Annotated in this window: 29 protein-coding genes and 1 tRNA gene; 17 read left to right on the forward strand and 13 right to left on the reverse strand. The window is 68.7% G+C overall.

Translation table 11 applies throughout. The annotated features are described in order from the left end of the window. Positions 1 to 20: 20 nt before the first annotated feature. Together Hbl1158_RS10985 and Hbl1158_RS10990 are read left to right on the forward strand one after the other, a co-directional pair. A complete protein-coding gene (locus Hbl1158_RS10985) occupies positions 21 to 737 on the forward strand; it encodes a metal-dependent hydrolase (protein ID WP_234299520.1) in 717 nt (238 codons plus the stop codon). Positions 738 to 868: 131 nt separating this feature from the next. Next, positions 869 to 1,267, forward strand: a complete 399-nt coding sequence (locus Hbl1158_RS10990; protein ID WP_234297295.1) for an OsmC family protein — start codon at positions 869 to 871, stop codon at positions 1,265 to 1,267. Between the two features lie 97 nt (positions 1,268 to 1,364). Here the strand turns inward: Hbl1158_RS10990 and Hbl1158_RS10995 are convergent, their stop codons facing one another. Then, a complete protein-coding gene (locus tag Hbl1158_RS10995) occupies positions 1,365 to 1,517 on the reverse strand; it encodes a hypothetical protein (RefSeq protein ID WP_234297296.1) in 153 nt (50 codons plus the stop codon). Between the two features lie 104 nt (positions 1,518 to 1,621). Continuing rightward, a complete protein-coding gene (locus tag Hbl1158_RS11000; RefSeq protein ID WP_234297297.1) occupies positions 1,622 to 2,449 on the reverse strand; it encodes an HAD-IIA family hydrolase in 828 nt (275 codons plus the stop codon). Between the two features lie 176 nt (positions 2,450 to 2,625). Between Hbl1158_RS11000 and Hbl1158_RS11005 the strand changes: the two genes are divergently transcribed. From Hbl1158_RS11005 to Hbl1158_RS11015, 3 genes are all read left to right on the forward strand, one after another. Continuing rightward, positions 2,626 to 3,384 (forward strand): GTP cyclohydrolase III, encoded by a 759-nt coding sequence (locus Hbl1158_RS11005; RefSeq protein ID WP_234297298.1) that lies wholly within the window; start codon positions 2,626 to 2,628, stop codon positions 3,382 to 3,384. Between the two features lie 130 nt (positions 3,385 to 3,514). After that, positions 3,515 to 4,399, forward strand: a complete 885-nt coding sequence (locus Hbl1158_RS11010; protein ID WP_234297299.1) for an ADP-ribosylglycohydrolase family protein — start codon at positions 3,515 to 3,517, stop codon at positions 4,397 to 4,399. A gap of 84 nt (positions 4,400 to 4,483) precedes the next feature. Continuing rightward, positions 4,484 to 5,263, forward strand: coding sequence for a PHP domain-containing protein (locus Hbl1158_RS11015; RefSeq protein ID WP_234297300.1), 780 nt, complete (start codon positions 4,484 to 4,486; stop codon positions 5,261 to 5,263). A gap of 12 nt (positions 5,264 to 5,275) precedes the next feature. Here Hbl1158_RS11015 and eif1A read toward each other — a convergent pair whose 3' ends face one another. After that, on the reverse strand, positions 5,276 to 5,563 hold the full coding sequence (gene eif1A, locus Hbl1158_RS11020) for a translation initiation factor eIF-1A (protein ID WP_234297301.1): 288 nt from the start codon (positions 5,561 to 5,563) through the stop codon (positions 5,276 to 5,278). Positions 5,564 to 5,822: 259 nt separating this feature from the next. Here eif1A and Hbl1158_RS11025 point away from each other — a divergent pair, with 259 nt between their 5' ends. After that, on the forward strand, positions 5,823 to 6,152 hold the full coding sequence (locus Hbl1158_RS11025; RefSeq protein ID WP_234297302.1) for a DUF433 domain-containing protein: 330 nt from the start codon (positions 5,823 to 5,825) through the stop codon (positions 6,150 to 6,152). 6 nt (positions 6,153 to 6,158) lie between these two features. After that, entirely contained in the window at positions 6,159 to 6,509 is a 351-nt protein-coding gene (locus Hbl1158_RS11030) for a DUF5615 family PIN-like protein (protein ID WP_234297303.1), read from the forward strand. 68 nt (positions 6,510 to 6,577) lie between these two features. Here the strand turns inward: Hbl1158_RS11030 and Hbl1158_RS11035 are convergent. The 3 genes from Hbl1158_RS11035 to Hbl1158_RS11045 form a co-directional block, all read right to left on the reverse strand. After that, positions 6,578 to 6,755, reverse strand: a tRNA-Trp gene (locus tag Hbl1158_RS11035). 114 nt (positions 6,756 to 6,869) lie between these two features. Continuing rightward, the gene (locus Hbl1158_RS11040; protein WP_234297304.1) at positions 6,870 to 7,094 is read right to left on the reverse strand and encodes a DUF5795 family protein; all 225 of its coding nucleotides are present in this window, start codon (positions 7,092 to 7,094) and stop codon (positions 6,870 to 6,872) included. Positions 7,095 to 7,145: 51 nt separating this feature from the next. Continuing rightward, on the reverse strand, positions 7,146 to 8,186 hold the full coding sequence (locus Hbl1158_RS11045) for a DUF5794 domain-containing protein (RefSeq protein WP_234297305.1): 1,041 nt from the start codon (positions 8,184 to 8,186) through the stop codon (positions 7,146 to 7,148). 482 nt (positions 8,187 to 8,668) lie between these two features. Between Hbl1158_RS11045 and guaB the strand changes: the two genes are divergently transcribed. Both guaB and Hbl1158_RS11055 read left to right on the forward strand, forming a co-directional pair. Continuing rightward, positions 8,669 to 10,162 (forward strand): IMP dehydrogenase, encoded by a 1,494-nt coding sequence (gene guaB, locus Hbl1158_RS11050; protein WP_234297306.1) that lies wholly within the window; start codon positions 8,669 to 8,671, stop codon positions 10,160 to 10,162. Positions 10,163 to 10,619: 457 nt separating this feature from the next. Beyond that, a complete protein-coding gene (locus Hbl1158_RS11055) occupies positions 10,620 to 11,288 on the forward strand; it encodes a HalX domain-containing protein (RefSeq protein ID WP_234297307.1) in 669 nt (222 codons plus the stop codon). Between the two features lie 65 nt (positions 11,289 to 11,353). Here Hbl1158_RS11055 and Hbl1158_RS11060 read toward each other — a convergent pair whose 3' ends face one another. Both Hbl1158_RS11060 and Hbl1158_RS11065 read right to left on the reverse strand, forming a co-directional pair. Beyond that, a complete protein-coding gene (locus Hbl1158_RS11060) occupies positions 11,354 to 12,667 on the reverse strand; it encodes an aminotransferase class I/II-fold pyridoxal phosphate-dependent enzyme (RefSeq protein ID WP_234297308.1) in 1,314 nt (437 codons plus the stop codon). After that, positions 12,664 to 13,155 carry an Lrp/AsnC family transcriptional regulator gene (locus Hbl1158_RS11065; RefSeq protein ID WP_234297309.1) on the reverse strand — a complete coding sequence of 164 codons (492 nt, stop codon included), beginning with the start codon at positions 13,153 to 13,155 and terminating at the stop codon, positions 12,664 to 12,666. Before Hbl1158_RS11065 ends, Hbl1158_RS11060 begins: the two co-directional genes overlap by 4 nt. 261 nt (positions 13,156 to 13,416) lie before the next feature. On the opposite strand from Hbl1158_RS11065, the gene Hbl1158_RS11070 reads away from it, so the two are divergent. From Hbl1158_RS11070 to Hbl1158_RS11095, 6 genes are all read left to right on the forward strand, one after another. Beyond that, positions 13,417 to 13,842 carry an EamA family transporter gene (locus Hbl1158_RS11070; protein WP_234297310.1) on the forward strand — a complete coding sequence of 142 codons (426 nt, stop codon included), beginning with the start codon at positions 13,417 to 13,419 and terminating at the stop codon, positions 13,840 to 13,842. Between the two features lie 59 nt (positions 13,843 to 13,901). Beyond that, complete coding sequence (locus tag Hbl1158_RS11075; protein WP_234297311.1) at positions 13,902 to 14,270, forward strand: hypothetical protein; 369 nt, start codon at positions 13,902 to 13,904, stop codon at positions 14,268 to 14,270. A gap of 67 nt (positions 14,271 to 14,337) precedes the next feature. Further along, entirely contained in the window at positions 14,338 to 14,556 is a 219-nt protein-coding gene (locus Hbl1158_RS11080; protein ID WP_234297312.1) for a DUF1918 domain-containing protein, read from the forward strand. An 80-nt stretch (positions 14,557 to 14,636) separates the two neighbouring features. Beyond that, complete coding sequence (locus tag Hbl1158_RS11085; RefSeq protein ID WP_234297313.1) at positions 14,637 to 15,134, forward strand: hypothetical protein; 498 nt, start codon at positions 14,637 to 14,639, stop codon at positions 15,132 to 15,134. After that, positions 15,134 to 15,565, forward strand: coding sequence for a hypothetical protein (locus tag Hbl1158_RS11090; protein WP_234297314.1), 432 nt, complete (start codon positions 15,134 to 15,136; stop codon positions 15,563 to 15,565). Before Hbl1158_RS11085 ends, Hbl1158_RS11090 begins: the two co-directional genes overlap by 1 nt. 142 nt (positions 15,566 to 15,707) lie before the next feature. Then, positions 15,708 to 16,169 (forward strand): RNA-binding protein, encoded by a 462-nt coding sequence (locus tag Hbl1158_RS11095; protein ID WP_234297315.1) that lies wholly within the window; start codon positions 15,708 to 15,710, stop codon positions 16,167 to 16,169. Positions 16,170 to 16,187: 18 nt separating this feature from the next. On the opposite strand, the gene Hbl1158_RS11100 is transcribed toward Hbl1158_RS11095, so the two are convergent. Then, positions 16,188 to 16,757, reverse strand: coding sequence for a thioredoxin family protein (locus Hbl1158_RS11100; RefSeq protein ID WP_234297316.1), 570 nt, complete (start codon positions 16,755 to 16,757; stop codon positions 16,188 to 16,190). A 103-nt stretch (positions 16,758 to 16,860) separates the two neighbouring features. Between Hbl1158_RS11100 and Hbl1158_RS11105 the strand changes: the two genes are divergently transcribed. Beyond that, entirely contained in the window at positions 16,861 to 17,298 is a 438-nt protein-coding gene (locus Hbl1158_RS11105; protein WP_234297317.1) for a hypothetical protein, read from the forward strand. 420 nt (positions 17,299 to 17,718) lie between these two features. Here the strand turns inward: Hbl1158_RS11105 and Hbl1158_RS11110 are convergent, their stop codons facing one another. Both Hbl1158_RS11110 and Hbl1158_RS11115 read right to left on the reverse strand, forming a co-directional pair. After that, the gene (locus Hbl1158_RS11110) at positions 17,719 to 18,393 is read right to left on the reverse strand and encodes an archaellin/type IV pilin N-terminal domain-containing protein (RefSeq protein WP_234297318.1); all 675 of its coding nucleotides are present in this window, start codon (positions 18,391 to 18,393) and stop codon (positions 17,719 to 17,721) included. Positions 18,394 to 18,556: 163 nt separating this feature from the next. Continuing rightward, entirely contained in the window at positions 18,557 to 19,636 is a 1,080-nt protein-coding gene (locus tag Hbl1158_RS11115) for a phytoene/squalene synthase family protein (protein ID WP_234297319.1), read from the reverse strand. Between the two features lie 274 nt (positions 19,637 to 19,910). Here Hbl1158_RS11115 and Hbl1158_RS11120 point away from each other — a divergent pair, with 274 nt between their 5' ends. Further along, positions 19,911 to 21,056 carry an acyl-CoA dehydrogenase gene (locus tag Hbl1158_RS11120; RefSeq protein WP_234297320.1) on the forward strand — a complete coding sequence of 382 codons (1,146 nt, stop codon included), beginning with the start codon at positions 19,911 to 19,913 and terminating at the stop codon, positions 21,054 to 21,056. Between the two features lie 132 nt (positions 21,057 to 21,188). Here Hbl1158_RS11120 and Hbl1158_RS11125 read toward each other — a convergent pair whose 3' ends face one another. Both Hbl1158_RS11125 and Hbl1158_RS11130 read right to left on the reverse strand, forming a co-directional pair. Then, the gene (locus Hbl1158_RS11125) at positions 21,189 to 22,127 is read right to left on the reverse strand and encodes a mechanosensitive ion channel family protein (RefSeq protein WP_234297321.1); all 939 of its coding nucleotides are present in this window, start codon (positions 22,125 to 22,127) and stop codon (positions 21,189 to 21,191) included. Further along, positions 22,124 to 22,372 (reverse strand): YhbY family RNA-binding protein, encoded by a 249-nt coding sequence (locus tag Hbl1158_RS11130; protein WP_234297322.1) that lies wholly within the window; start codon positions 22,370 to 22,372, stop codon positions 22,124 to 22,126. Before Hbl1158_RS11130 ends, Hbl1158_RS11125 begins: the two co-directional genes overlap by 4 nt. Positions 22,373 to 22,428 lie beyond the last annotated feature (56 nt).

Here is a 22,428-nt window from a genome sequence, read left to right on the forward strand (position 1 = left end):
AGGACGTACCCATGGCTTCGATGGACCTCACCTGGCACGGCCACTCCACCTGGACGGTCGAGATCGAGGACACGACCTTCCTGATCGACCCGTTCTTCGACAACCCCCACACGGACACCGACCCCGAGGAGGTCGACCCGGACCACGTCCTGCTCACGCACGGCCACGCCGACCACATCGCCGACGTGGACCGCTACCGCGGGGCCCACGTCGTCGGCACGCCCGAGGTCACGGGCTACGTGACCGACGAGTACGGCGTCGAGGACACGACGGGGATGAACCTCGGCGGCACCGTCGAGTTGGGCGACGCGTTCGTGACGATGGTCCGGGCGGACCACACGAACGGCCTCGACACCGGCTACGGTGCCTCCGGCGGAACCCCCGGGGGCTACGTCATCTCCGAGACGAAGCCGACCCAGGAGGCCGACCCCGACAGCACGACGTTCTACCACGCCGGCGACACGGCCCTCATGTCGGAGATGAAGGACGTGATCGCGCCGTTCCTCGAGCCCGATGCCGCGGCCGTGCCCGCGGGCGACCACTTCACGATGGGCCCGGCGCAGGCCGCCATCGCCGTCGACTGGCTCGACGTGGACTACGCGTTCCCGATGCACTACGACTCGTTCCCCCCGATCGAGATCGACACCGACGACTTCGTCCGCGAGGTGCGCGCGACCGGCAGCGACGCCGAACCCGTCGTCCTCGGCGACGACGAGACGTTCACGATCGGAGAGTAGACTCCCGCCTCAGCCGGGCCGGTCGGGTCGCCGCCCGCGGTCGGCCGCGTGGTCGACTCCGTCGGGTGTGCCTCGGCCGCACGCCGGAGTAACAAGGTTTACGCGCCGACGGACCGTCGCATTACCCGCACATGTCCGACATCGAGACTTCCACGGTCAGCGAGGAAGGATTCACCAGCACGAGCGAGGTCGGCGACTTCGAGTTGACGATCGACGCGCTCGGCGAGGACGGCCCGGACCCCAACTCCGTGCTCGTCGCCGATTACGCCTCCTGCTTCCTGCCGGCGTTCCGCGTGGGCGGCCAGCAGCGCGGGCACGAGGACCTCGGGCGAGTCCAGATCGACGCCGAGGCCGACCTGGACGACGACGACGACCTCGCGGCGATCCGCTTCGACATCCACGTCGAGGCCGACCTGGACGAGGAGACGCTCGCGGACATCGTCGAGCGCGCCGAGGGGATCTGTCACGTCCACGCGGCGCTTCGCGAGGGGCTCCACGCCGACATCACGGCCCACGCCGACGCCTTCTGAGGCCGCGCTCGCGACCGTCGCGGTCGCGTCGCTCTCACGGTTCTTCGGTCGCGTGATTCGACGAACGGACAGCGCCCGCGCCGCGCGAGCGACGCGCTCAGCGTCCGCGGAGGTCGTCGCCGCGGTAGGTTCGGTACGTCATCGCTTCGCCGTCGATGATCACGACCTCGTCGTCGGTCCGATCGCTCACGACCCCGACGGGGTCGGCCGGCTCGTCGCGGAAGACGTACGGTGAGTCGCGCTCTTCCATGGTAGTGAGTAGCACATTACCCAATATAAGTCTTTGTCAGACAGTACCACGCGTGATTCTTGCAGGGCGGTTCGGTCGACGCCGCGAACCCGGCCCTCGGCGGGCTACCCGCCGGTGTCGGTGCGGGTGTCGATGTCGGCGTCGGCCTCCGTCTCCGCCGCGAGGACGCGGTCGATGTCCGCGAGACTGTCGAGCACGTAGTCGGGGTCGTGATCGGAGGCGGCCACGTCGCCGCGGTCGGTGACGCCGGTGCACACGAGGGCGGTCGTCGCGCCGGCAGTCTCGCCGAGCGCGATGTCGGTGTCGAGGCGGTCGCCGACGACGAGACACTCCGCGGGCGGGTGACCCAGTCGGTCGAACACCAGGTCCCGAGCGGTCGCCGACGGCTTCCCGAGCACGGCGTCGGGATCGTGATCGAGCACGCCGCGAACGGCGTTGATCAGGGCACCCGATCCCGGGACGTCGCGGTCGGGAGCGGGGATGACGCGGTCGGGGTCCGTGCCGACGTACGGCGTGCCGTCGCCGAGGGCCCACAGCGCCCCCGCGAGGTCGTCGTACGTGAACGACCGGTCGACGGAGACGACGCCGGCGTCGGCCGCGTCGTGGTCGTCGACGACGCGCAGGTCCGCCGCGGTCAACTGGTCGACGAGGCCGGCCTCTCCGACGACGTACAGCGCGTCGTCCGGGTGGTGCTCGCGGAGGTACGCGACCGTGCTGTCGGCGGCGGTCAGCACCGCCGGTTCGGTCGCGTCGATCCCGGCGCGCGCGAGGCGATCGACGTACGCCGGCGGCCCCTTCGTGGGGTTGTTCGAGCAGAACAGCACGTCCGCGCCGGACTCGCGTAGGCGGTCGACGGCCGCCGGCGCGCCGGGGATCGGGTCGTCGCCGCGGACGACGGTTCCGTCGACGTCGAGCACGACTCCGCGTATCACGACCGTCGTTCGGGCGGCGCGCTGTTGAACCCGTCGGCGACGCCGACGCTGAGCGGTCACCGGCGGGACGAAGCGGTCGCGGCCGAGGCGAAGCAGGGAACGGTGACGACCACCGCGGGCGTAACGGATCCGAGAACGGTAACGCGTATGTGTCGCCGGTACTCGGATCGGACACAGTGACCGCCGCGCAGCTGACGTTGGTGCAGATCGACAACTACGGCCCGTGGACCGTGACCCCGGAGCCCCGTCGGGAGATGGACCTCCAGACGCTCCAGTCGCGCCTGTTCGCGGACCTGGCACAGTACATCGGCAACCGGGGCGGCTACGTCTTCTTCACCCGCTTCGACAACATGGTGGCCGTGACGAACGGCCTCGACCGCCGCGACCACGAACTCCTCCAGGAGTCCGTCGGGAACCGCTTCCCCGTCAGCGTGAGCCTCGGAATCGGCGTCGACGAGGTGCCGATCGAGGCGCTGGAGACGGCGACCGAACGGGTACAGGCGGCCGGATCCGCCCAGTCCGCCGAGCGCAGCGAGGCGCTCGCGGGCGAGTTCCGCGACGGCGACGCCGCCGGCGACGACGACGTGTCGATCGCCCACTTCGACGTGAACGACGCGACCGGCAAGTACACCGACCGGCTCAACGAGTTCGACTCGTTCATCAACATCGAACACGGCTACGCGTCGCTGATGCGATACATGCGCGAGGAGCACGGCGCGCTCTCGTTCTTCGTCGGGGGCGACAACGTCATCGCCGCGTGTCCGGATCTCACGCGCGGGGACTACCTGGCCGCGATCGACCACGTCGCCGACGACGCGGACGTCCAACTCAAGGTCGGCGTCGGCGAGGGCGCGACGCCCCACGAGGCCGGCTACGACGCCAAGCACGCCTTGGAGGACTGCCGCTACGAGGGGACGCTCGTCGAGTTCGCCTGAGCCGGCGTCGTTCGACTCCCGCCAGCTGGACCTCGCGGTACTCCGCGAGCGCCGTCGCGACCGCGAGTGCTCGACCGCCGGACCCCACCGCGTCGATACGCTTGTGTAGCGCGCGTGCCGAGGAAGCACGATGACCGAACGCGACTCGACGGACGTGACGCCCGGCGACTCCGGCGACCCCGTCGCCGACGATCGCCGGCGGGAACGCGCCCGCGGGAGCCTGCTCGGCCTCGCCTGCGGCGACGCGCTCGGTCGCCCGGTCGACGGGAGCACGGCCGCGGCCGTCCGCGAGCGTCACGGCCGGGTGACGGAGCTGCTCGGCGGCGACCGCCCGGCCGGTACCACGACCGACGCCACGGCGACCGCCGTCGCCGCCGGCCACGCGCGTCTCGACGGGTACCGGAGCGACAACGGGTCACACGAGGTCCCCGACGGCGACCGTGACGCCCATGCCGACCGTGTCAGGCCTGAGGATCCGGCGATCCTGCTCGCCGGGGTGCCCGCCGGACTGGGGCCCGGAGCCCCCGCGGAGCGGGCGGAGGCGGCGGCGCGGGCGGTACGAACCGTCGTGTCCGGCGACGTCCCGCCCGAGCCGATCGCCGGAGCGGTCGTGCTCGCGGTCGTCGTGGGGGCGTTCGTCGACGGCGCGTCGGTCGAGGAGGCGCGCGCCGACGCACGAACGGTCGCACTCGACCGCGACGCCCCGGTCTCGGTCCGCGAGACGATCGCGGTCGTCGGCGACCGCGGCGCTGTGCGGATCGACGCCGGCGGCGACCCAAGAGCGACCCTGGAGACGGCCCTGCACGAAGCGCTCGTCGCCGACGATCCCGAGGAAGCGATCGTGTCGGCCGCGAGCCGCGGCGGGGCCGCGAGCGCCCTGGGAGCCGTCGCGGGCGCGGTCGCCGGCGCTCGCGACGGCGAGGCGGCGGTTCCGGCGCGCTGGCTGAACGAACTCGACGGCGCGCCCGATCTCCGCCGGCTCGCGGACGCCCTCGTCGAGGACGAGGGTCCCTGAACGGGTCCCGATCCCGGGTCCCCGCGTGTGGATCGGTGTCGCGTCTCCCGAAGCTTCGAGAGGGGGGCCGCCCACCGTCGGCGTATGGAACACGACTACCACGTCCACTCGACGTACTCGGACGGGTACTTCATCGAGTTCATGGCCGACAGCGCCGCCGAGGCGGGACTGTCGGCGATCGGGATCGCAGACCACTGCGTCGTCTCCGAGGACCCCGCAGAGGACCAGTACCGCCGCGAGATGGGGTTCAACCTCGACGTCACCTACGAGCGGCGGCGCGACGCAATCGAGGCGATCCGCGAGCGCGCCGACGTGGAGATCTTCGACGCCGTCGAACTCGACTACGAGCCCCACGACGAGGCCGCGATCGCGTCGTTCCTCGAGGAGGCCGAGTTCGACTACGCCGTCGGAAGCGTCCACGACCTGGAGGGCGTGAACGTCCACGTCCGAGAGTACTTCGCCGACAGGTCGGAGGCCGAGCGCCGAGCGCTGGTGGACGAGTACTTCGAGAAACTCGTCGCGCTGGCGGACTCGGAGCTGTTCGCGATCGCCGCCCACCCCGACCTCGTGGAGCGGAATCCCGCGTTGCGGGGGCTCGCGACCGAGGACCACTACGAGCGAGCGGCGGCGGCGTTCGCGGACTCGCGGACCGTCCCCGAGCTGAACGCCGGGCGCGTGCTCGACGACTACGGCGGGCTCCACCCCGCACCCGAGTTCCTGGACGCCCTCGCCGACCACGGCGTCGGTGTCGCCGTCGGCACCGACAGCCATCGACCCGAGTCGATCGGCCCCCGCGTCGAGCGCATCGAGGCCGAACTGGCCGAGCGCGGGCTGGAGCCCGTGCGCGTGATGGACGCCGTCTGAGAAGTCGAGTCGCTACTGGATGTGGCCTTCCTCGCGGAGCTGCTGGGCGTCGTCGGACTCGTATCGCCAGACGACCTCCGCCTTCTCGTCTTGCCAGTCCCACGGCTCGGCGATGACGATGTCGCCCTCCTTCACCCACGTCCGGAACCGCATCCGGCCGGGGATGCGACCCATGCGCTCCTCGCCGTCGGCACAGCGCAGGGTGACGCGCCGGCCGCCGAGCATGTCCGTCACGGTAGCGAACACCTGGTTGTCGTCGGGCATTCGAAGGGGCTTGCGCCCCGATGTGTCGTCGCTCATGCGGGAGAGTTGGGCACGGAATGGGATAAGTACGTGTATTCGGTCGTAGCCGTCGGTCGGTTCCTCCTGAGGCGCGCTCCCGACACCGGGAGTTAATACCCTGCGAGGTGCCCGAACTAGCCGCGCAGCCGCCAGAACATCGTCCAACTCATCCTCAGCGAGGACCTCGCGTATCCAACCCCTGTCTCGCTGGACCCCCGTTTAACAGGGACGATACAGCGGGGGAGAGACTTTATTCCATAACGACGAACGACCGAGTGTGAGCGAGACGACTTCGTCGAACGGCGGGGACGCCCCCCGGATCGTCCGAACCGAGGACGTGCTCGGCGGCGACCCACGGATCGACGGAACGCGCATCAGCGTGCTGTTCGTGTACGAGCGCGTCGAGGGCCGCGGGCTCGAACCCCGGGCGGTCGCCGACCGCCACGATCTCGACGTGGCCGATGTCTACCGGGCGCTCGCGTACTACCACGAGCACCCCAGCGAGATGGCGGCGATCCGCGATGAGCGCGAGCAGAACCTCGACGCGGCTCGCTCCGACCCCGCGGTCGCGACCGGACCCGAGGACGCCCCGGAGACGACGGAGTAGTCTCACGTGCCGCTGACGCTGCGCCTGTTGTTCGACGAGGACACCGAGAAGCAGTTCGCACGGCTGTGCGAGCGCGACGGTCACGACGTCGAGCGCGTCGTCGACGTGCCGGAACTGGGCGACGGCGCGAAGGACCCCGACGTTCGCGCCTACGGCCGTCGCGAGAACCGGATCATCGTCTGCCACGACGACGACCACACCCAGGTTTCCACCGACGAGCACGCCGGCGTGTTCCACATCCCCGAGCAGCGTCTCTCGTCGTTCGACCAGTATCGGATCCTCTCCGCGGTTTGCAAGTCGTACCCGAACTGCGAGAGCCTCCAGCCGGTCGTCTATCTGACCCAGGACTGGCTGTAACCACCGCTTCGTTTCTTACTGAACCCACTCAGAAACCCAAGACTACGCGACGTGAACGCACGAGAGAATGGGGTCGGAGGGATTTGAACCCCCGATCGACTGATATCTCCGGTCGGCACCTCGGTACTCCAGAGGGTCGTCGTCGCGTCCGATGATCAGTCGGACGCTCGGTATATCAGTCTGGAGTTCGTCACCGGGCGCGTTGCCTCTGGAGTCAGTCGCCATACCGGGCTTGGCCACGACCCCGTGCAGTCGCTCTTACCTCGGAGCGCCGTAAAGGGATTTCGATTCCCAGCCTCCCGTTGTCTGCCCGGCGGTACGTCGTCGTCGAGCCGGCCACGTCGCCGGTCGTCGGCGTCGTCACTCGCGGTCGGTCTCCCCCCACTCGCAGTCCTGACACTTGTAGGCGGTGACGAACTCCGTGACGCTGGGCATGTACCCTACCGAGAGCACGTCGCCGCCGCAGTCGGGGCAGTCGCGGTCGGCGTCCTCGATGTCCTCGGCGTCCATCACCGACCCGCCCTCGACCAACTCCGCGAGTCGCTTCGGCGTCACCATGCGTCCCTCGACGACGCGGTTGCTCATACCGCGGCATCGGCGCGCCCGGCGTAAAAGCCCGCGGTCCCGCGATCCCCGTTACAGCCAGGGCTCGCGCGACTGACCGTCGGCGTCGTTCGCGTCGTCCTCGTCCTCGCCGGCGTCAGGCGTCGACCCCGAGTCGACGGGGTCGATTCCGGCCGCCGGTGCCGGCGCGGTCGGCGGGGCGGTATCGGTGGCGTCGTCGGCCGCCGCGCCGGAGGCGGGCACGTCGTCCGTATCGGGTACCTCGCCGCCGCCGTCGGTCGTCACGCCGGCCGGCGTCGACGGCGCGTCGGCGACGTCGTCGGTCGCGCCCGGTGCAGGCGGCCCGTCCGAGTCGGAGTCGGCGGTGGCGTCGCCGGCGGCCTCCGACTTCGGGTCGTAGGAGAACAGCCCGGTGACGCAGAGCACGCCCAGCGCGACGGGCTGTTCGGTCGGGAGCAGTCCCAGCACCGACAGCGCGAGGATACCCAGCGCGACCGCCGAACCGAAGCGGAAGCGGTCGATGTCGACGCGGTCGCGGAGGTGCTCGCCCGCCAGCGCGATCGACAGCGCGAAGCCGACGCCGACGCCGGCGGCCGCGCCGGCGCGGACGAGCAGTCCCGGGTCCATCGAGACGACCAACTCCGCGCCGGTGGGCTGGAACGACGCCAGCAGACCGAGCCCGATGATCGCACCAGGGCTCGGGAGGTACTCGCCGATCTCGGCGCTGGCCGTCTTGGCCGCAACCGCGAGTATCACGAGGCCGGCGAAGCGGTGGAACACCTCGGTGTTCAGCATGCTCTGGATCGTCTCGGCGAGGGCGGCCTCCGCCATCGCCACCGGAACGAGGACGACGCCGAGCGCGAGCACGGACGTCGCCTTCTCCCGCGGCGTGCCCTCCATCTCGGCGAGGACGACCGCCATCGTCGCCGATCCGCCGAAGATGAGCAGGCCGGTCTCGATGATGCCGAACGGGACCGTGAGCGCGCCCGCGATGACGAGCGCGGGGAAGATGCCGTCGACCAGCGGGAGCGCCATCACCGTCGCCAGCAGCCGAGTCGCCCCGCCCACGCGTCGCTCCAGGCGGAGCGCGATGGGGTGTGCTGAGGTGCTCACGACTCAGCGATACGACCCGGCATGACCCGTGACCGGACGGGAACCTGGTGACGACCCTGAGGCGACGGACGCTCGGGAGGGGAACTCGACGCCGCGTTCCCCGGTGCACCAGTCGAGTCCGCGTTTGAACGGGATAAATGTCGCGAGCGTCGCGATGGCGCTCACTCGGCTGACGACACCCGTTGCATTGCGGGACTCGGAGTCCATACCACTACTCAAACCCAGGTGAGACTTAATAATTGCGTGGGACGTGCCCACACAGTACGAGAGACCTCTCGGCGGAGTATAAAAAATACTGTTACGGACCGTCGGGAACTCGGGTGAGTCACCGTCGGACCGTCGGAACTCAGCGCGAGTTCGGCAAGTGTTGCGATCGGTTCCCCCGGTCTACTCACAGGGATCTGTGCACGGTCGTGTGTGATTCGTTGTCCAAGGAAAGCGATTCTCGCAACGTTTTTGCGGTGGCCACGACCACCGATCATATGGCGAACGACGATCACGGCGGCGGTCAGTTCTCGCGGAAACTCGAGGTACCGACGGCGCTGACGTTCGACGACGTCCTGCTTCGACCCAAGGAGAGCCGGGTGGAACCCGACGAGGCGGACGTGTCGACGCGCGTGTCCACCAACGTCGAGTTGACGATCCCGGTGCTCTCGGCGGCGATGGACACCGTCACCGAGTCCGGATTGGCCATCGCGATGGCCCGCGAGGGCGGCCTCGGCGTGCTCCACCGCAACATGAGCGTCGAGGAGACGGTCGCGGAGGTCGAGCGCGTCAAGCGCGCCGACGAACTCGTGATCCGTCGCGAGAACGTCGTGACGGCCTCCCCCGACCAGCCCGTGCGCGAGGTCGACGCGATGATGGAGTACGAGGGCGTCTCGGGCGCGCCCGTCGTCGACGATGACGACCGCGTGCTGGGCATCATCTCGGGCACCGACATCCGGCCGTACCTGGAGGTCGGCGAGTCCGACGCCGTCCGCGAGGCGATGACCGACGAGGTCATCACCGCCGGCGAGGACGTCGACGCCCGGGCGGCCCTGGAGCTGATGTACGACCACAAGATCGAACGCGTACCCGTCGTCGACGACGACGACCGCCTCGTGGGGCTGGTCACGATGCAGGGCGTGCTCGCGCGGCGCGAGCACACCGACGCCGCCCGCGACGACGAGGGCGCGCTCCGCATCGGCGTCGCCGTCGGTCCGTTCGAGGAGGAGCGCGCCGTCGCCGCCGACGACGCCGGGGCTGACGTCCTGTTCATCGACTGCGCGCACGCCCACAACCTCAACGTCCTCGACTCCGCGGAGGCGATCAAAGCCGAGGTCGACGCCGACGTGGTCGTCGGCAACGTCGGCACCCGGGAGGCCGCCGAGGCCGCCGTCGAGTTCGCCGACGGCCTCAAGGTCGGCATCGGCCCGGGCTCGATCTGTACCACGCGCGTCGTGAGCGGCGCGGGGATGCCGCAGATCACCGCGGTGGCGCAGGTGGCCGACGTGGCCCAGCGCCACGACGTTCCCGTCATCGCCGACGGCGGTATCCGCTACTCCGGCGACGCGATCAAGGCGATCGCCGCCGGCGCGGACGCTGTGATGCTCGGGTCGTACTTCGCGGGCACCGACGAGGCCCCCGGCCGCGTCATCACGATGAACGGCAAGCGCTACAAGCAGTACCGCGGCATGGGCTCGGTCGGTGCGATGTCGGAGGGCGGCGGCGACCGCTACCTCAAGGACGCCGAGGAGGACGAGGAGTTCGTCCCCGAGGGCGTCGAGGCGGCGACGCCGTACAAGGGGCCGCTCTCCTCGGAACTGCACCAGCTCGTCGGCGGCATGCGCTCGGGAATGGGCTACGTCGGGGCGGAGACCCTGCCCGGCTTCAAGCAGCGCGCCGAGTTCGTCCGCGTCTCCCAGGCGGGCCAGACCGAGGGCCACCCCCACGACGTGACGATCACGGACGAGGCCCCGAACTACTCGCCCGAGTAACGGGCGTCTCACGGTACCTCGCTCGTGGTCGCGGTACCGTTGCCATGGCGGTGACCCCGTTCCTGTGGTCGCGGTGCCGTTCCCGTGATCGCGGTGCCGCGCAGATCGAATTGCATGATACCACCACCCATGGCTACTGCTAGCACGGGACTTCGACGGCCGGTAAGCTTTCACGGTCGCCTGCCGTGTACTTGTTCAGGTGGCTGGTGGCCACCGCGGTTCGTGGGGCAACAGCGAGCGTGACGCGAACCGTCACCCAACCCCATCCGTTTTGCCAACAGAATCCCTCCATCGGATACGATTAAGTACCCGGCGTCGAGAAAGGATACCAATGGCCGGACGGCGGCGGTACATCTCGAAGTCCTCCCGGCAAGGAGCCGACCGATCGCCGGACGACAAGGGGTATCTTGATATGGACTCGTCCGCCAAGGACGGACGAACCGACGGAGCACGATAGATGAGCGAGGACACCGACGCCGACGAGTCCGCCGCGAGCGAGGACCCACCGGTGGTGTTCGTGGTCGAGGACGAGCCGGATCTGGCGGATCTGTACGCCGCCTGGCTGGGTACTGACTACGACGTGCGTAGCGCCTACGGCGGTCACGAGGCGCTGGAGGAACTCTCCGACGACATCGACGTGATCCTCCTCGATCGGCGGATGCCGGGGCTGTCGGGCGACGAGGTGCTCGACGAGGTTCGCGATCGCGGCATCGACGCCCGCGTCGCGATGGTCACGGCCGTCGAGCCGGACTTCGACATCGTCGCGATGGGGTTCGACGACTACCTCGTCAAGCCCGTCACCCGCGAGGCGCTGTTGGACACCGTCGAGGGGCTGTACAGCCGCTCGGCGTACGACTCGCGGATGCAGGAGTTCTTCGCCGTCAGCTCGAAGATGGCCGTCCTGGAGTCCGAGAAGGGCCGCGCCGCCCTCGAGGAGTCCGAGGAGTACGCGGAGTTGGAGGCCCGCGCCGCAGAGCTTCGGGAGGAACTCGACGAGGACGTCTCCGGCTTCGGCGAGGACGAGTTCGAACGGGCGTTTCGCGACGTGGGGGGCGAGCCCGCGGACCCGGACGAGATCGACGACGACGAGGACCTGTTCGACGACGGCGACTTCGAGGACCTCTGAGCCGATCGCGAGGCCGACGATCGCCCGCGAGACGCGCCGGTCCCCCGTGAGACAGCGACGGTCGCCTACGAGAGGAACCGTTCCAGCCGCCGCGTCGCTTCCTTGAGTTCGTCGAGGCCCGTGGCGTACGAGATCCGAATGTGGCCTTCCCCGCCCTCGCCGAAGGCCGTGCCGGGGACCGCGGCCACGCCCTCCTCCTCCAGTAGCTCCGTCGCGAACGCGCGGGCGTCGCCGTCGGGGGCGACGTCGGCGACCCGCGGAAACGCGTAGAACGCGCCGCCCGGCTCAGACACCTCCAGGCCGAGTTCGCGCAGCCGCGAGACGACGTAGCGACGCCGGCGGTCGTACTCCCGACGCATCCGCGTCACGTCGTCGTCACACCGGTCCAGCGCCGCGAGTGCGGCGTGTTGGGCGGTCGTCGGTGCCGACAGCATCGTGTACTGGTGGACCTTCGTCATCGCGTCGACGGCGGACTCAGGGCCCATCGCGTACCCCAGCCGGAGCCCCGTCATCGCGTACGCCTTCGAGAAGCCGTTGATCACGACGGTCCGCTCGCGCATCCCGGGGCGGGTGGCGATCGACTGGTGGTCGCCGTCGTAGGTGAGCGCGGCGTAGATCTCGTCGGCGACGACGAGCAGGTCGTGCTCGCGACAGAAGTCGGCGACGGCGTCCATCTCGTCGGCGTCCATCGTCGCGCCCGTGGGGTTGTTCGGGTAACACAACACGAGCACCTCGGCCTCGTCGACGCCGGCCTCGTACAGCGCCTCGGGGGTGAGCGCCCAGTCGTCCTCGTGGCGGGTGTGCACCGGAAGCGGCTCGCCGCCGGCGAAGCGCACGCCCGGTTCGTACGAGACGTACGTGGGGGTGGGAAGCGCGACCGCGTCGCCGGGGTTCACGAACGCGCGGAACGCCAGATCGACCGCCTCGGAGGCCCCGGTCGTGACGAGGATCTCCGAGTCGGGGTCGTACGACTGGTCGTAGCGGGCGACGCGCTCGGCGATCGCCCGCCGGAGGTCGTCGGTGCCGCGGTTGGCGGTGTAGCTCGTCTGGCCGCGCTCCAGCGAGTCGACGGCCGCCGAGCGCGCGGGCCAGGGCGCGCTGAAGTCGGGTTCGCCGACGCCCAGGGAGATCACGTCGTCGCGCTCCTCGGCGACCTCGAAGAACTCGCGGATCCCCGAGGGCGGCACCGAGGCGACGCGGTCGGCCGGCGCGAACCGGGAGTCGCCGTCGCCGGTGCGGTCGCCGTCGCCGGTACCGTCCCGGTCGCCGGCGGTCGTCTCGTCGGCCCCGCGGGCGGTCCCGCCGTCCGGCGTCGGGTCGTCGGGAGCCGGCTCGTCCGAGGTCGGGGGGTCAGGGGCCGGGTCGTCGCCCCCGCTCATGGCGTCACGGAGAGTCGGTCGTCGTCGTCGCCGTCGAGGAAGCGGATCCCGCGCTCCTTGTACGTCTCCATCACGTAGTGGGTCACCGTCTTCGTCACAGCCGGCAGCGGCGCGACCTCCTCGGAGACGAACCGCGACACGTCGCCCATCGAGGAGCCGGAGACGTGGACCGCGAAGTCGTAGTCCCCCGACATCAGCCGGAGCGAGTCGACCGCGGGCGACTCGGCGATTCGGCGGGCCACGTCGTCGTAGTCGGTCTCGCGGTCGAGTTCGACGTTCACTTCCACGATGGCGCTGATGTGCTCCTCGTCGAGCTCCTCCCAGTCGACGATGGCGGTGTAGCCGCGCAGGGCACCCGCCCCCTCCAGATCGGCCAGCGTCTCCTCCACGACGGCCTCGTCGAGCCCGGTCTGGCGTGCGAGATCGGCCGTTGACTCGCGGGCGTCGGCCACGAGCGCGTCGATCAGGGTTCGGGTTGCCTCGTCCATGTGCCCGACTGCGCTCCCCCGGGCAAAGCGGTTTCGCCCGGTGCGATATCCGCGAACACGCCACACGGTCCGTGCTGGCCCTCGACGAACCACGCACGCAACGGTCCTCCGACCTCCCTGACGGACCGCGCCCGCAACGACCCCCCCAACGGACCGCGCCCGCAACGATCCGCCGGCCGATGGACCGCGCTCGCGACCTGGAGCCTCGACCGACAGTATCGATCCGAACCGCTCATACCGCCTACTTCCCCAGGTCCGGTCATGAACTACCTCGTGTGGTCGGTAGTGGCGATGGCGGCGTACTCGCTGGTCGCCCCGCTGATGCGGCTGGCGACCGCCGGAACGGGCGCGATCCCGAGTACGGTCGCGGCGTTCGTCTCGAACACGGTGCTCGTGTTCGCGACGCTCGCCGTCATCAGCGTGTCCGGTGAGGGCGTCGTCGAGCACCTCGGCGATCCGCGAATGCGGTACGTCGTGGCGGCGGGCGTCTGTCTCGCCGTCGGCATCATCGCGTACTACCACGCGCTGTCGCTCGGGCGCGTCTCGATCGTCGCGCCGATCTTCGCCATGTTCTTCGTCGCCTCCTCCGCGGTCGGCGTCGTCGCGCTCGACGAGCCGGTCACCGGCCGGAAGCTCCTCGGCGTCGGCTTCGCGGTCGTCGCGGTCGTCCTCGTCGCCGGCGAGTGAGCCCGCCTTCGGCGACGACTCCACAACTTTATATCGGATAGCAGAGCCACGCATATTTGATGCCGTCTCCCGATGCGGTCGGTCGCCCGCGGTCGCCGAGCACGAACGGATCCGGTCGCGAGCGTCGTCGCCGCCGTGACGCCGACGCGACCGCCGGCGACGACGTCCCGTTCGGGCGGTGGCTGCCGGTCGCGGTCGGGACCGCCGTCGCGGCGACGCTGTTCGCGCGAGCGATCGCGACCGGGGCCGGCGGTGCCGCCGCCGCGCTGGACCCGGCGACGCTGGAGGCGCTCGGACTGACCGCGCCGCTGCGGTCGGTCGCCGCCGCCGGCGACGCGGCGGCCCGGGTCGGTGCGACGACAGCGGCGGTCGGCGTCGCGTACGGCCTCGCCAGCGCGGTCGCGTGGGCACTCCTCCGGCGGACGTGAGCGCTCGAGGCGCTCGGATTCGTCGCCTTTCAGCGACCTTTTGTACGGCCGTATCGAACCGTCGGGCATGGCCGACTTCGAGAAGGACGACAGCGTCGTCCTCAGCGACGAGCACAGCGAGTTCGACGGCGAGACCGGAACCGTGACGCAGGTGATGGAGACGATGTTCGGCGATGCGACCTACACGGTCAGCTTCGAGGAAGGGACCGAGCAGGGCGTTCCCGCCGACCAGCTCGAGGCCGCCGACGGCGACGACAGCGAGACCGCCGACGGCGACGAGGAGTAGTCCGCGCCGCCCGCCGCTGACGGGGAGGGCTCCCGTCGTGGCATCAACGCGTTTAGGGATCGAGGTTCCCAGCCACGGGTATGGTTCGGTTCCCCGACCGCAGGCGAACCGCGGTCGCCGTGCTCGTCGCCGTCGCCGTGGCGACGGGGACGCTGCTCGTTCCGGTGCTCTCCAGTCACATCGCCGTCGCGCGTAGCGACCGGATCGGCGTCGCCGCGCCCGACGCCTCCGTGCTCGACGGGGGCGACCGCGTCGAAGTGACGCTGCGCGTCGACAACCCCACCCCGCGGGCGGTGAGAGTGCCCGAGCAGCCATCGGCGTCCGGGATCGTGTTGTTCGCCGACGGTGAGGGCAACCCCGGCGATCGGATCACCGACTCGCGCGGCGTCGAGATATCGGGCGCGACCGTCCCCGCCGGCGGAACGGCGACGCTGACGCTCACGCTCGACGTCGTCGGGGAGTATCGCCCGATCGACCGCGAGTCCGTCCTCGGGAACGACCTCGGGGGGTCGCTGCCGATCGAGATCGCGGGCTTCGAGACGACGGTCGGGCTGAACGCGACCGTGGGGGCCGCCTGATGGGCGAGGTCAGGCGCGCCACCTCGCGCGCGGAGACGCTCGCGCTCGGGGTCGGACTCGCCGTGCTCGGCGGCTCGCTCACCTTCGTCTGGATCCAGGGTACCGGTCGCTACCCCGCGGCGCTGCCGGTCCCGACGTGGGTGCCGGCCGCGTTGACGCTGCTGGCCGGCGTGGCGCTGTCGCTGTTGCGCCTGGAGCTTCCCAGCGCGACGGGCGTGCTCATCGTCGTGTTGCCGCTGTCGTATGCGGTGTACATGCTGCTCGTGCTGTCGCCGCAGCTGCTCGCGGGCTGGGCGATCAACGACCTCCTGTTGATCTTCACCTACGGCGCTGGCGGGCAGGGGTTCCTCGCGTGGCTCGTCTCGTTCCCGATGGTGTTCGTCGCCGGCTTCGGGACGCACCTCGTCGCCGACGAACTGATAAACGGGTGAGTCAGGACGCGAGAAGAAGGGGCCGCGACGGGTGCAACAGGCGCGACGGGTGCAACTGGTTACGGCGAACACGGCGAATACAACGCGCACGACCAGCGCCCGGGACTCCAACGCTTTTCACGCCGACCCGCCTATCGGGGGTATGAGTTCCGTTCCCTTCCACTACGTCGATCTGCGGACGTTCTGCTACGCCACCGAGGACGAGAAGCGCGTCGAGGACGCCCTCCGGACGTTCCTCCCCGAGGAGTTCGAGATCGAGCGCGTGGTCAACGCCGGCCACCACGGCGACCGGATCGTCGTACGCTCGGCGCGCGTCGAGCGCGCCGACGACGTGCGCCACGTGCTCGCGAAGCTGTCGGAGTTGACCGAGTGGGACCGCGTGCTCACGGAACTCGACGAGCGCGTCGACGACAACAACTCCCTGTTCCTCCGCCTCGACAAGCAGGCCGCGTTCAAGGGCGACGTCGAACTCGGGACGGGGATCACCATCCGCGCGAAGGTGGAAGCGTACCCCGCGAAACACGAGAAGGCCGTCGCGAACGCCCGCGAGACGTTCGAGGAACTCTCCGAGAACGCCGGCGGCTCCGGCGGCGAGGCGGCGTAGGAGCGTCGACGGAGGGATCTACTCCGCGGGCCACTTGATCGAACAGCCGCGGCTCGGCCCCGGATCCAGGGTCACGTCCTCGCCGGCGAGCACGGCGTCGATGGCGTCCTCGATGTAGACCTCCGTCGCCTCGTCGTCGGGGTTGAGCGCGTCGTCGAGTCGGCCGTGATACGCCAGCCGGAAGTCGCCGTCGCCGTCGGCGGTGCGCAGGAGGAACGGGTCCGGGGTGCAGACCGCGCCGTACGCGCGGGCCGCCTCGGCGGTCTCGTCGCGGAGGTACGCGTCGTAGGCGACCCGCCCCGAGTCGACGTACTCCCGCATCCGCTCGATCGAGTCCTCGGGGTACTCGTCGGCGTCGTTGGGGTTGATCCCGACGACCGCGCAGTCGTCGTACTCGGCGGCGACGCGGTTCAAGAGGTCGAACTTCGCCTGCGCGTACGGACAGTGGTTGCACGTGAACACGACGAGCACGGCGTCGTGGTCGGCGAAGTCCGCGAGCGCGTGGGTGTCGCCGTCGACGCCCGGGAGCGCGAAGTCGGGTGCCGGATCGTTGCGGGCGAGTTCGGAGTCGGAGTCGGTCTGGACCATGAGTGAACGGTGGATAGTGTGGATCGGAGAAAGTTGTTGGGTCGGTAGTGGGTGGGCCGCTGCGCCATAGGAAATATGGTAGGTGCGATCACCAATCAGAGAGATGGCCAGGTTGTCCCGTGCCGTGATGGTGCTTGGAGTATGTTGTATCGTACTCGGCGCGATAACCGGGGGCGTGGGGTTCTATTTCGCGTCGCAGTCCGACTGTGAATCCGGGTCTCAGCTGAGTGTGGCTCAGATTAGTGAGGATCAGACAGCTGGGTCGAACACCGAACTGAGAGAGTATGGCGATCTCTCGGATCCCGAACAGAGAATATTCCGGGATCTTCTGGGATCAACCCGGCAGAATTTCGACACCTATGACAACAGTTCAGCAGCAAATGAGCTCGTAAATACGGTAGTAATCTACCGGGGCGAGCGGTACGTAACGAGAGCAGTAATAGTAGATTGTTATAACAGGGGAGAGGACATCCAAGGTCTCGGCGAACTGATCGCCATTGTAGGTCTGATTCTGTTTGTACCAGCGTATCGCTATAGATAGACTCGAGTACGAGTGATCGAACGGTCGGTCTCTTGTCTGCAGGGTCGTGTATCGATACGACCTCCACAAGACGAGAAATCCCTCAGGAGGAGGTACTTATTCCCGATTGTGCACGTCCACGTCGACAGTTCCTGTTCCGTGTAGCTGAATTTCGTTCAGGATCCGTATCCGTCCGTGATCAAGCGATTTGGTGGCTCTTCTTCGCTCGAACCTCCCACCTAGTCCGCCGCCGACGGCGACCGATGGAACGGTTTCGTCGCGATCGACTCCCGAAGCCGTGGCAGCGTGTTTCAGTCGCGTTTGTGAGCCGTGGAAGAAGCCGTTTGGTAGAATCGGGTCAGTCGCCGAAAAGCTGCAAAGAGAGAGCCACAGTCGTCGGCGGGACGCCACGGACGGGCGACCCACCCGGGCAGAGAGACGTTACAGTTCGACGGCCTGTTTGTTTCCGAGCGACTCGGGCACCGTGAACCGGATGGTCGTCGTCGCGCCGGACATCGTGTTCACCTTGATCGTGGCCTCCTCGCCCTCACCGAGCCCCTCGATGAACGTGTTCCCGGATCCGTCGGCTTCCGGCTGTGCGCGGAAGTTACTCACGTTGAACGACATGACGATCCGGTCGTCGGGATCGTTGATCACGGGCGCAGAGTCGTCCGCGTCCTTCACTGCCGACGTCGAGAAGTACTTCGTGCTGTCGTCGGCCGTCGCGTTGTATCCGACAGTCGTGGACGACGAGAGCGCGTCCTCGTGTACCAGCGTCAGCGTCCCGTCGGGTCCGACCCAGGTCACGGTGGCGTTCCGGAGGTCTATCTCCCCCGCACCCGGCGCGAGACTCGTGCTGACGTTGACCACGTCGACGACGTCAGAACCGTCATTGGTACCGGTTACGGTCCCGACGGTGGCGACCTCCTGTAGCCGGTCGCTGACCTGTTTACTGCTCTGTTCGCCGGTCTCCTGAGATTTACTCTGGAGGAAGCCGGCGGTGTTGATCAGGACGCCGGCGGCGATCGCCGCCACCAGCACCATCGCGATGAACACGATGAGCGTCCCGATCCCCACTTGCCCCCGCTCCTCCTCGTCGGTGATGAACTCGAACATGCTGTTGTACCGTCTACCGGTACCGAACGACAGGTGGTATATACTATTTACCGTGAAAGAATCAGATTCGATAGTAGAGAAGATCATAGTACGACAGGCCGCATACATCAGATAGGGCCGCTCCCGCGGCCAATTCACTCCGAGGCGAGTGCGTCGAAGTCGTTCAGTCCGCCGTCGACGGCGTGGTGTGGAACGGCTGCGTCGCGATCGACTCCCGAAGCCGCGGCAGCGCGTCCCGGCCGTGCTCGTGGGCCGCCGTCACGACCGCGAACACCTCCTCGCGGCTCACCTTCACGCCCTCGCCCGTCACCGCGCGCTCGGGGTGCTCCGAGAGTTCGCGGAGGGTTCCGACCGCGAGCAGGTACGGGATCGACCACGCGGCGAGCGTGTTCCCCTCCACGAGCGGGACGTGTTCGAGATACGTCTGCGCGCCGTCGAGGAAGCCGCGGGCGTAGCCGGCCGTACGCGAGACGACGCTCGCGGTGTCCTCGCGGTGCTCGGGGGCGACGACCTCCTCCTGTGGGACGCCCTCCTCCTCGAGCCACTCGGCGGGAAGATAGACGTTGTTCTCCTCGGTGTAGTCGTCGTGGACGTCCTTCGCGACGTTGACGAGTTGGAGCAGGAGGCCGAACTCCTCGGCGACCTCGTACAGGCGCTCCGTGCGCTCCTCGTCGACGCTCCCCAGCGTCGTGACGAGGTTCGTGATGAGCGTGCCGACCGTGCCGGCGACGTAGTAGCAGTACTCGTTCAGTTCGCTGCGGGTCTCGATGCGCAGGCCGCCGTCGTCGGCGTAGCGCTCGACGAACTCGGCCATGCCGGTGGCCATCTCGCGCGCCGGCGGGACGACCGCCTCGCGGACCTCCGGCGGGAGCCCCTCGAACGTGGCGAACACGCGCTCGGCCTCGGCGACGACTTCCCAGTCGGCCGAGCGGTCCTCCGCGGGCGGGAGGTGCGGGTCCACCGACGCGCGGAACTCGCCGGCGTCCGTGTCGTCGTCGGGGTCGAGGGCGGCGTCGAACTCCCGGAGGAGGGCGGCCTGTTCGTCGGGGGCGATGTGGTCGGCGTCCTCGACGGTGTCGGCGATCCGGCAGACGAGATAGCCGAGACAGATGTACGACGACATCGGTTCGTCGAGGGTGTCGACGGTCAGGGCGAAGGTCCGCGAGACTCCCTGCACGGCCTCGTGACACCACGCGAGGTCGGCGTCGGGGTCGGTCGCGACTGGGCGATCGGCGTCTGGCATTCAGTTGGACACGCCTATGGTAGGAGGGTTAAAAAGTGGTGTGGGGTTGAACACGGCGACATCCCGAGCGCTCCGGGCGGGATCGATACCCGCGCCGTCTTCGATTCAGTTCCGATCCGATCCCGGTCTGATCCCGATTCGACGGCACCTCGAGGCCGCCCCGACGCCGATTCGTCCCGGTTCGATCGGGTGCGACACGCCGACGGGGAGGCGGGCGGTGCCCCGCGAGCGCGACACCGCAAAGATTGAAGCCGCACAACTCGCAGGAACGACCATGGACTTCGCGCTGACAACCGAGCAACAGCAGATCCGCGACATGGTCGCCGAGTTCGTCGACGAGGAGATCAAACCCCGCGCCGCCGAGATCGACGAGGAGGACGAGTTCCCCGACGACCTCGTCGATCAGATGGCCGAGTTGGGCCTGATGGGGATGCCGTTCCCCGAGGAGTACGGCGGCGCGGACCTCGATTACCACAGCTACGCGCTCGGTCTCTCGGAGATCGCGCGCGGCTCGGGCGGCCTCGGAACCGTCGTCGCCGCGCACATCTCGCTGGCGGGCAACATGCTGTACGCCTTCGGCGACGAGGAGCAAAAGCGGGAGTACCTCACGCCTCTGGCCGAGGGTAAGGAGATCGGCGCGTTCGCGCTCTCGGAGGCCGGCGCGGGCTCGGACGTGCCCGCGATGGAGACCACGGCGGAGAAAGACGGCGACGGCTACGTCGTCAACGGCGGGAAGCTGTGGATCTCGAACGGCTCGGTCGCCGACACGGTGACGCTGTTCGCCAAGACCGATCCGGACGCCGGCAACAAGGGCATCTCCTCGTTCGTCGTCCGGCCCGAGGAGGACGACGGCTTCATCGTCGAGGGCACCGAGCACAAGCTCGGCGACAAGGGCTGTCCGACCGCGGAACTCCGCTTCGACGACATGTACCTCCCCGAGGACCGCCTGCTCGGCGAGGAGGGCGACGGCTTCGTGCAGGCGCTGAAGACGCTCAACGGGGGCCGGATCACCATCGCGGCCCGCGGCGTCGGTATCGCCCGCGCGGCCCTCGAGGACGCCGCCGAATACGCGACCCAGCGCGAGCAGTTCGACGGTCCCATCTCGCAGTTCCAGGCGATCCAGCACAAGATCGCCGACATGGACACGAAGCTCCAGGCCGCGGAGCTACTGATGCACAAGGCCGCCGACCTGAAGATCCGCGGCGAGCCGTTCATCAAGGAGGCCGCGCAGGCGAAGCTGTACGCCAGCGAGATCAGCCGCGAGGTGGCCAACGAGGCCATCCAGATCCACGGCGGCTACGGTTACACGAAGGACTTCCCCGTCGAGCGCTACTACCGCGACGCGAAGCTCAACGAGATCTACGAGGGCACCAGCGAGGTGCTTCGCAACACGATCGCGAGCCAGGTGCTCGACGAGTAGGTCGCGAAAGGAACGCTTCCGAAACCGATCCTCACTCTCGTCCGGTCGATCCGCCTTAGATCGTCGTCGCCTCAGATCGTCGTCGCCTCAGACCGCCGCCGCTCGGTCGTCGCCCGTCCAGTTGTCGCCTCTTCAGTCGTCGCCCAGCACCGCCTCGGGGGGCGTGTTCAGTTCGACGCCGCCCGAGAGGTCCCGCTGCGGGAACGGGATCTCGATGCCCTCCTCGTCGAAGCGCCGCTTCACGTCGGTCACGTACTCACCGCGGATCTTCACGAAATCTGCGCGCGAGGGGTTGTCGATCCAGATCCGACTCTTGAGGCCGACGTAACTGTCCGCCAGCTCGGTGAGACGGACCGACGGCGCGGGGTCCGAGAGGACCTCGGGATGACGCTCGGCCTCCTCGACGATGATCTCGGTGGCGTGTTCGATGTCGTCGTCGTAGCCGATGCCGAAGAGGAACTGCAGACGGAGGGTGTCCTTCGCGACGGGGTTCTTGATGACGTCGTCGGTGAGTTGGGAGTTCGGGACCGTCAACAGCTCGTTGTCGAAGGTCCGCACGCGGGTGACCCGAAAGGAGATGTCCTCGACGATGCCCGAGTTGCCGTCCCACTCGATCCAGTCGCCGATGCGGAACGGCCGGTCGGTGAAGATGAAGATCCCGGCGACGAAGTTCTTGATCACGTCCTGCAGCGCGAAACCGATCGCGAGCGTCGCCGCCGCGGCGATCGTCGCAAGCGACTGGAGGAAGTCGCCGTAGCCGGCGAGACCGAAGCCGACCGCGATCCCGACGAACACGACGATCACGTTCGCCACCTTTCGGAGCGGTCCCCTCGCGTGGCTGTCGAGTTGTTTTCGGTCGAGCAGCCGGTCCATCAGCGGGAGCACGAGCATACGCCCGACGAGGTAGAACGCCGCCAGCACGACGGCGAAGGTGATCGCCGATCCCAGCGGGCCGGCGAGGCCGACCGGCACGCCGAGGTCGGCGAGCACCGACGCGACCGGCGTCGACGGTTCCGGCACCTGCAACGGGTGGGTCTGTGAGCCCCACGGAAGCGCCGTCGACGCGCTCATCGGTGCAGTACCGCTGTGTGGCCGCGCGTCTCGATCAGGTCGGCGGAGACGCGCTCGGCCAGGTGGCCCGCCAGCTCCTCGACGTCGGTCCCCGCCTGCGCCGAGCGGTGGAACTTCACCTTCACGAGGTCGCGATCGCTCAGTTGGTCGTCCAGTTCGTCGACGACGGCCCCGACTCCCTTCTTGCCGACCCAGACGGTTACGTCGAGGTCGTGCGCGCGCTTTCGTAGCTCCTGGTCGGTCATGCACCGGGATTCCCCCGGAAGCGGTTTGAAGCTTCCCGTTCGGCGAGTTCGGCCTG

It is taken from the genome of Halobaculum sp. CBA1158, from assembly GCF_021431925.1.
Lineage (GTDB): Archaea > Halobacteriota > Halobacteria > Halobacteriales > Haloferacaceae > Halobaculum.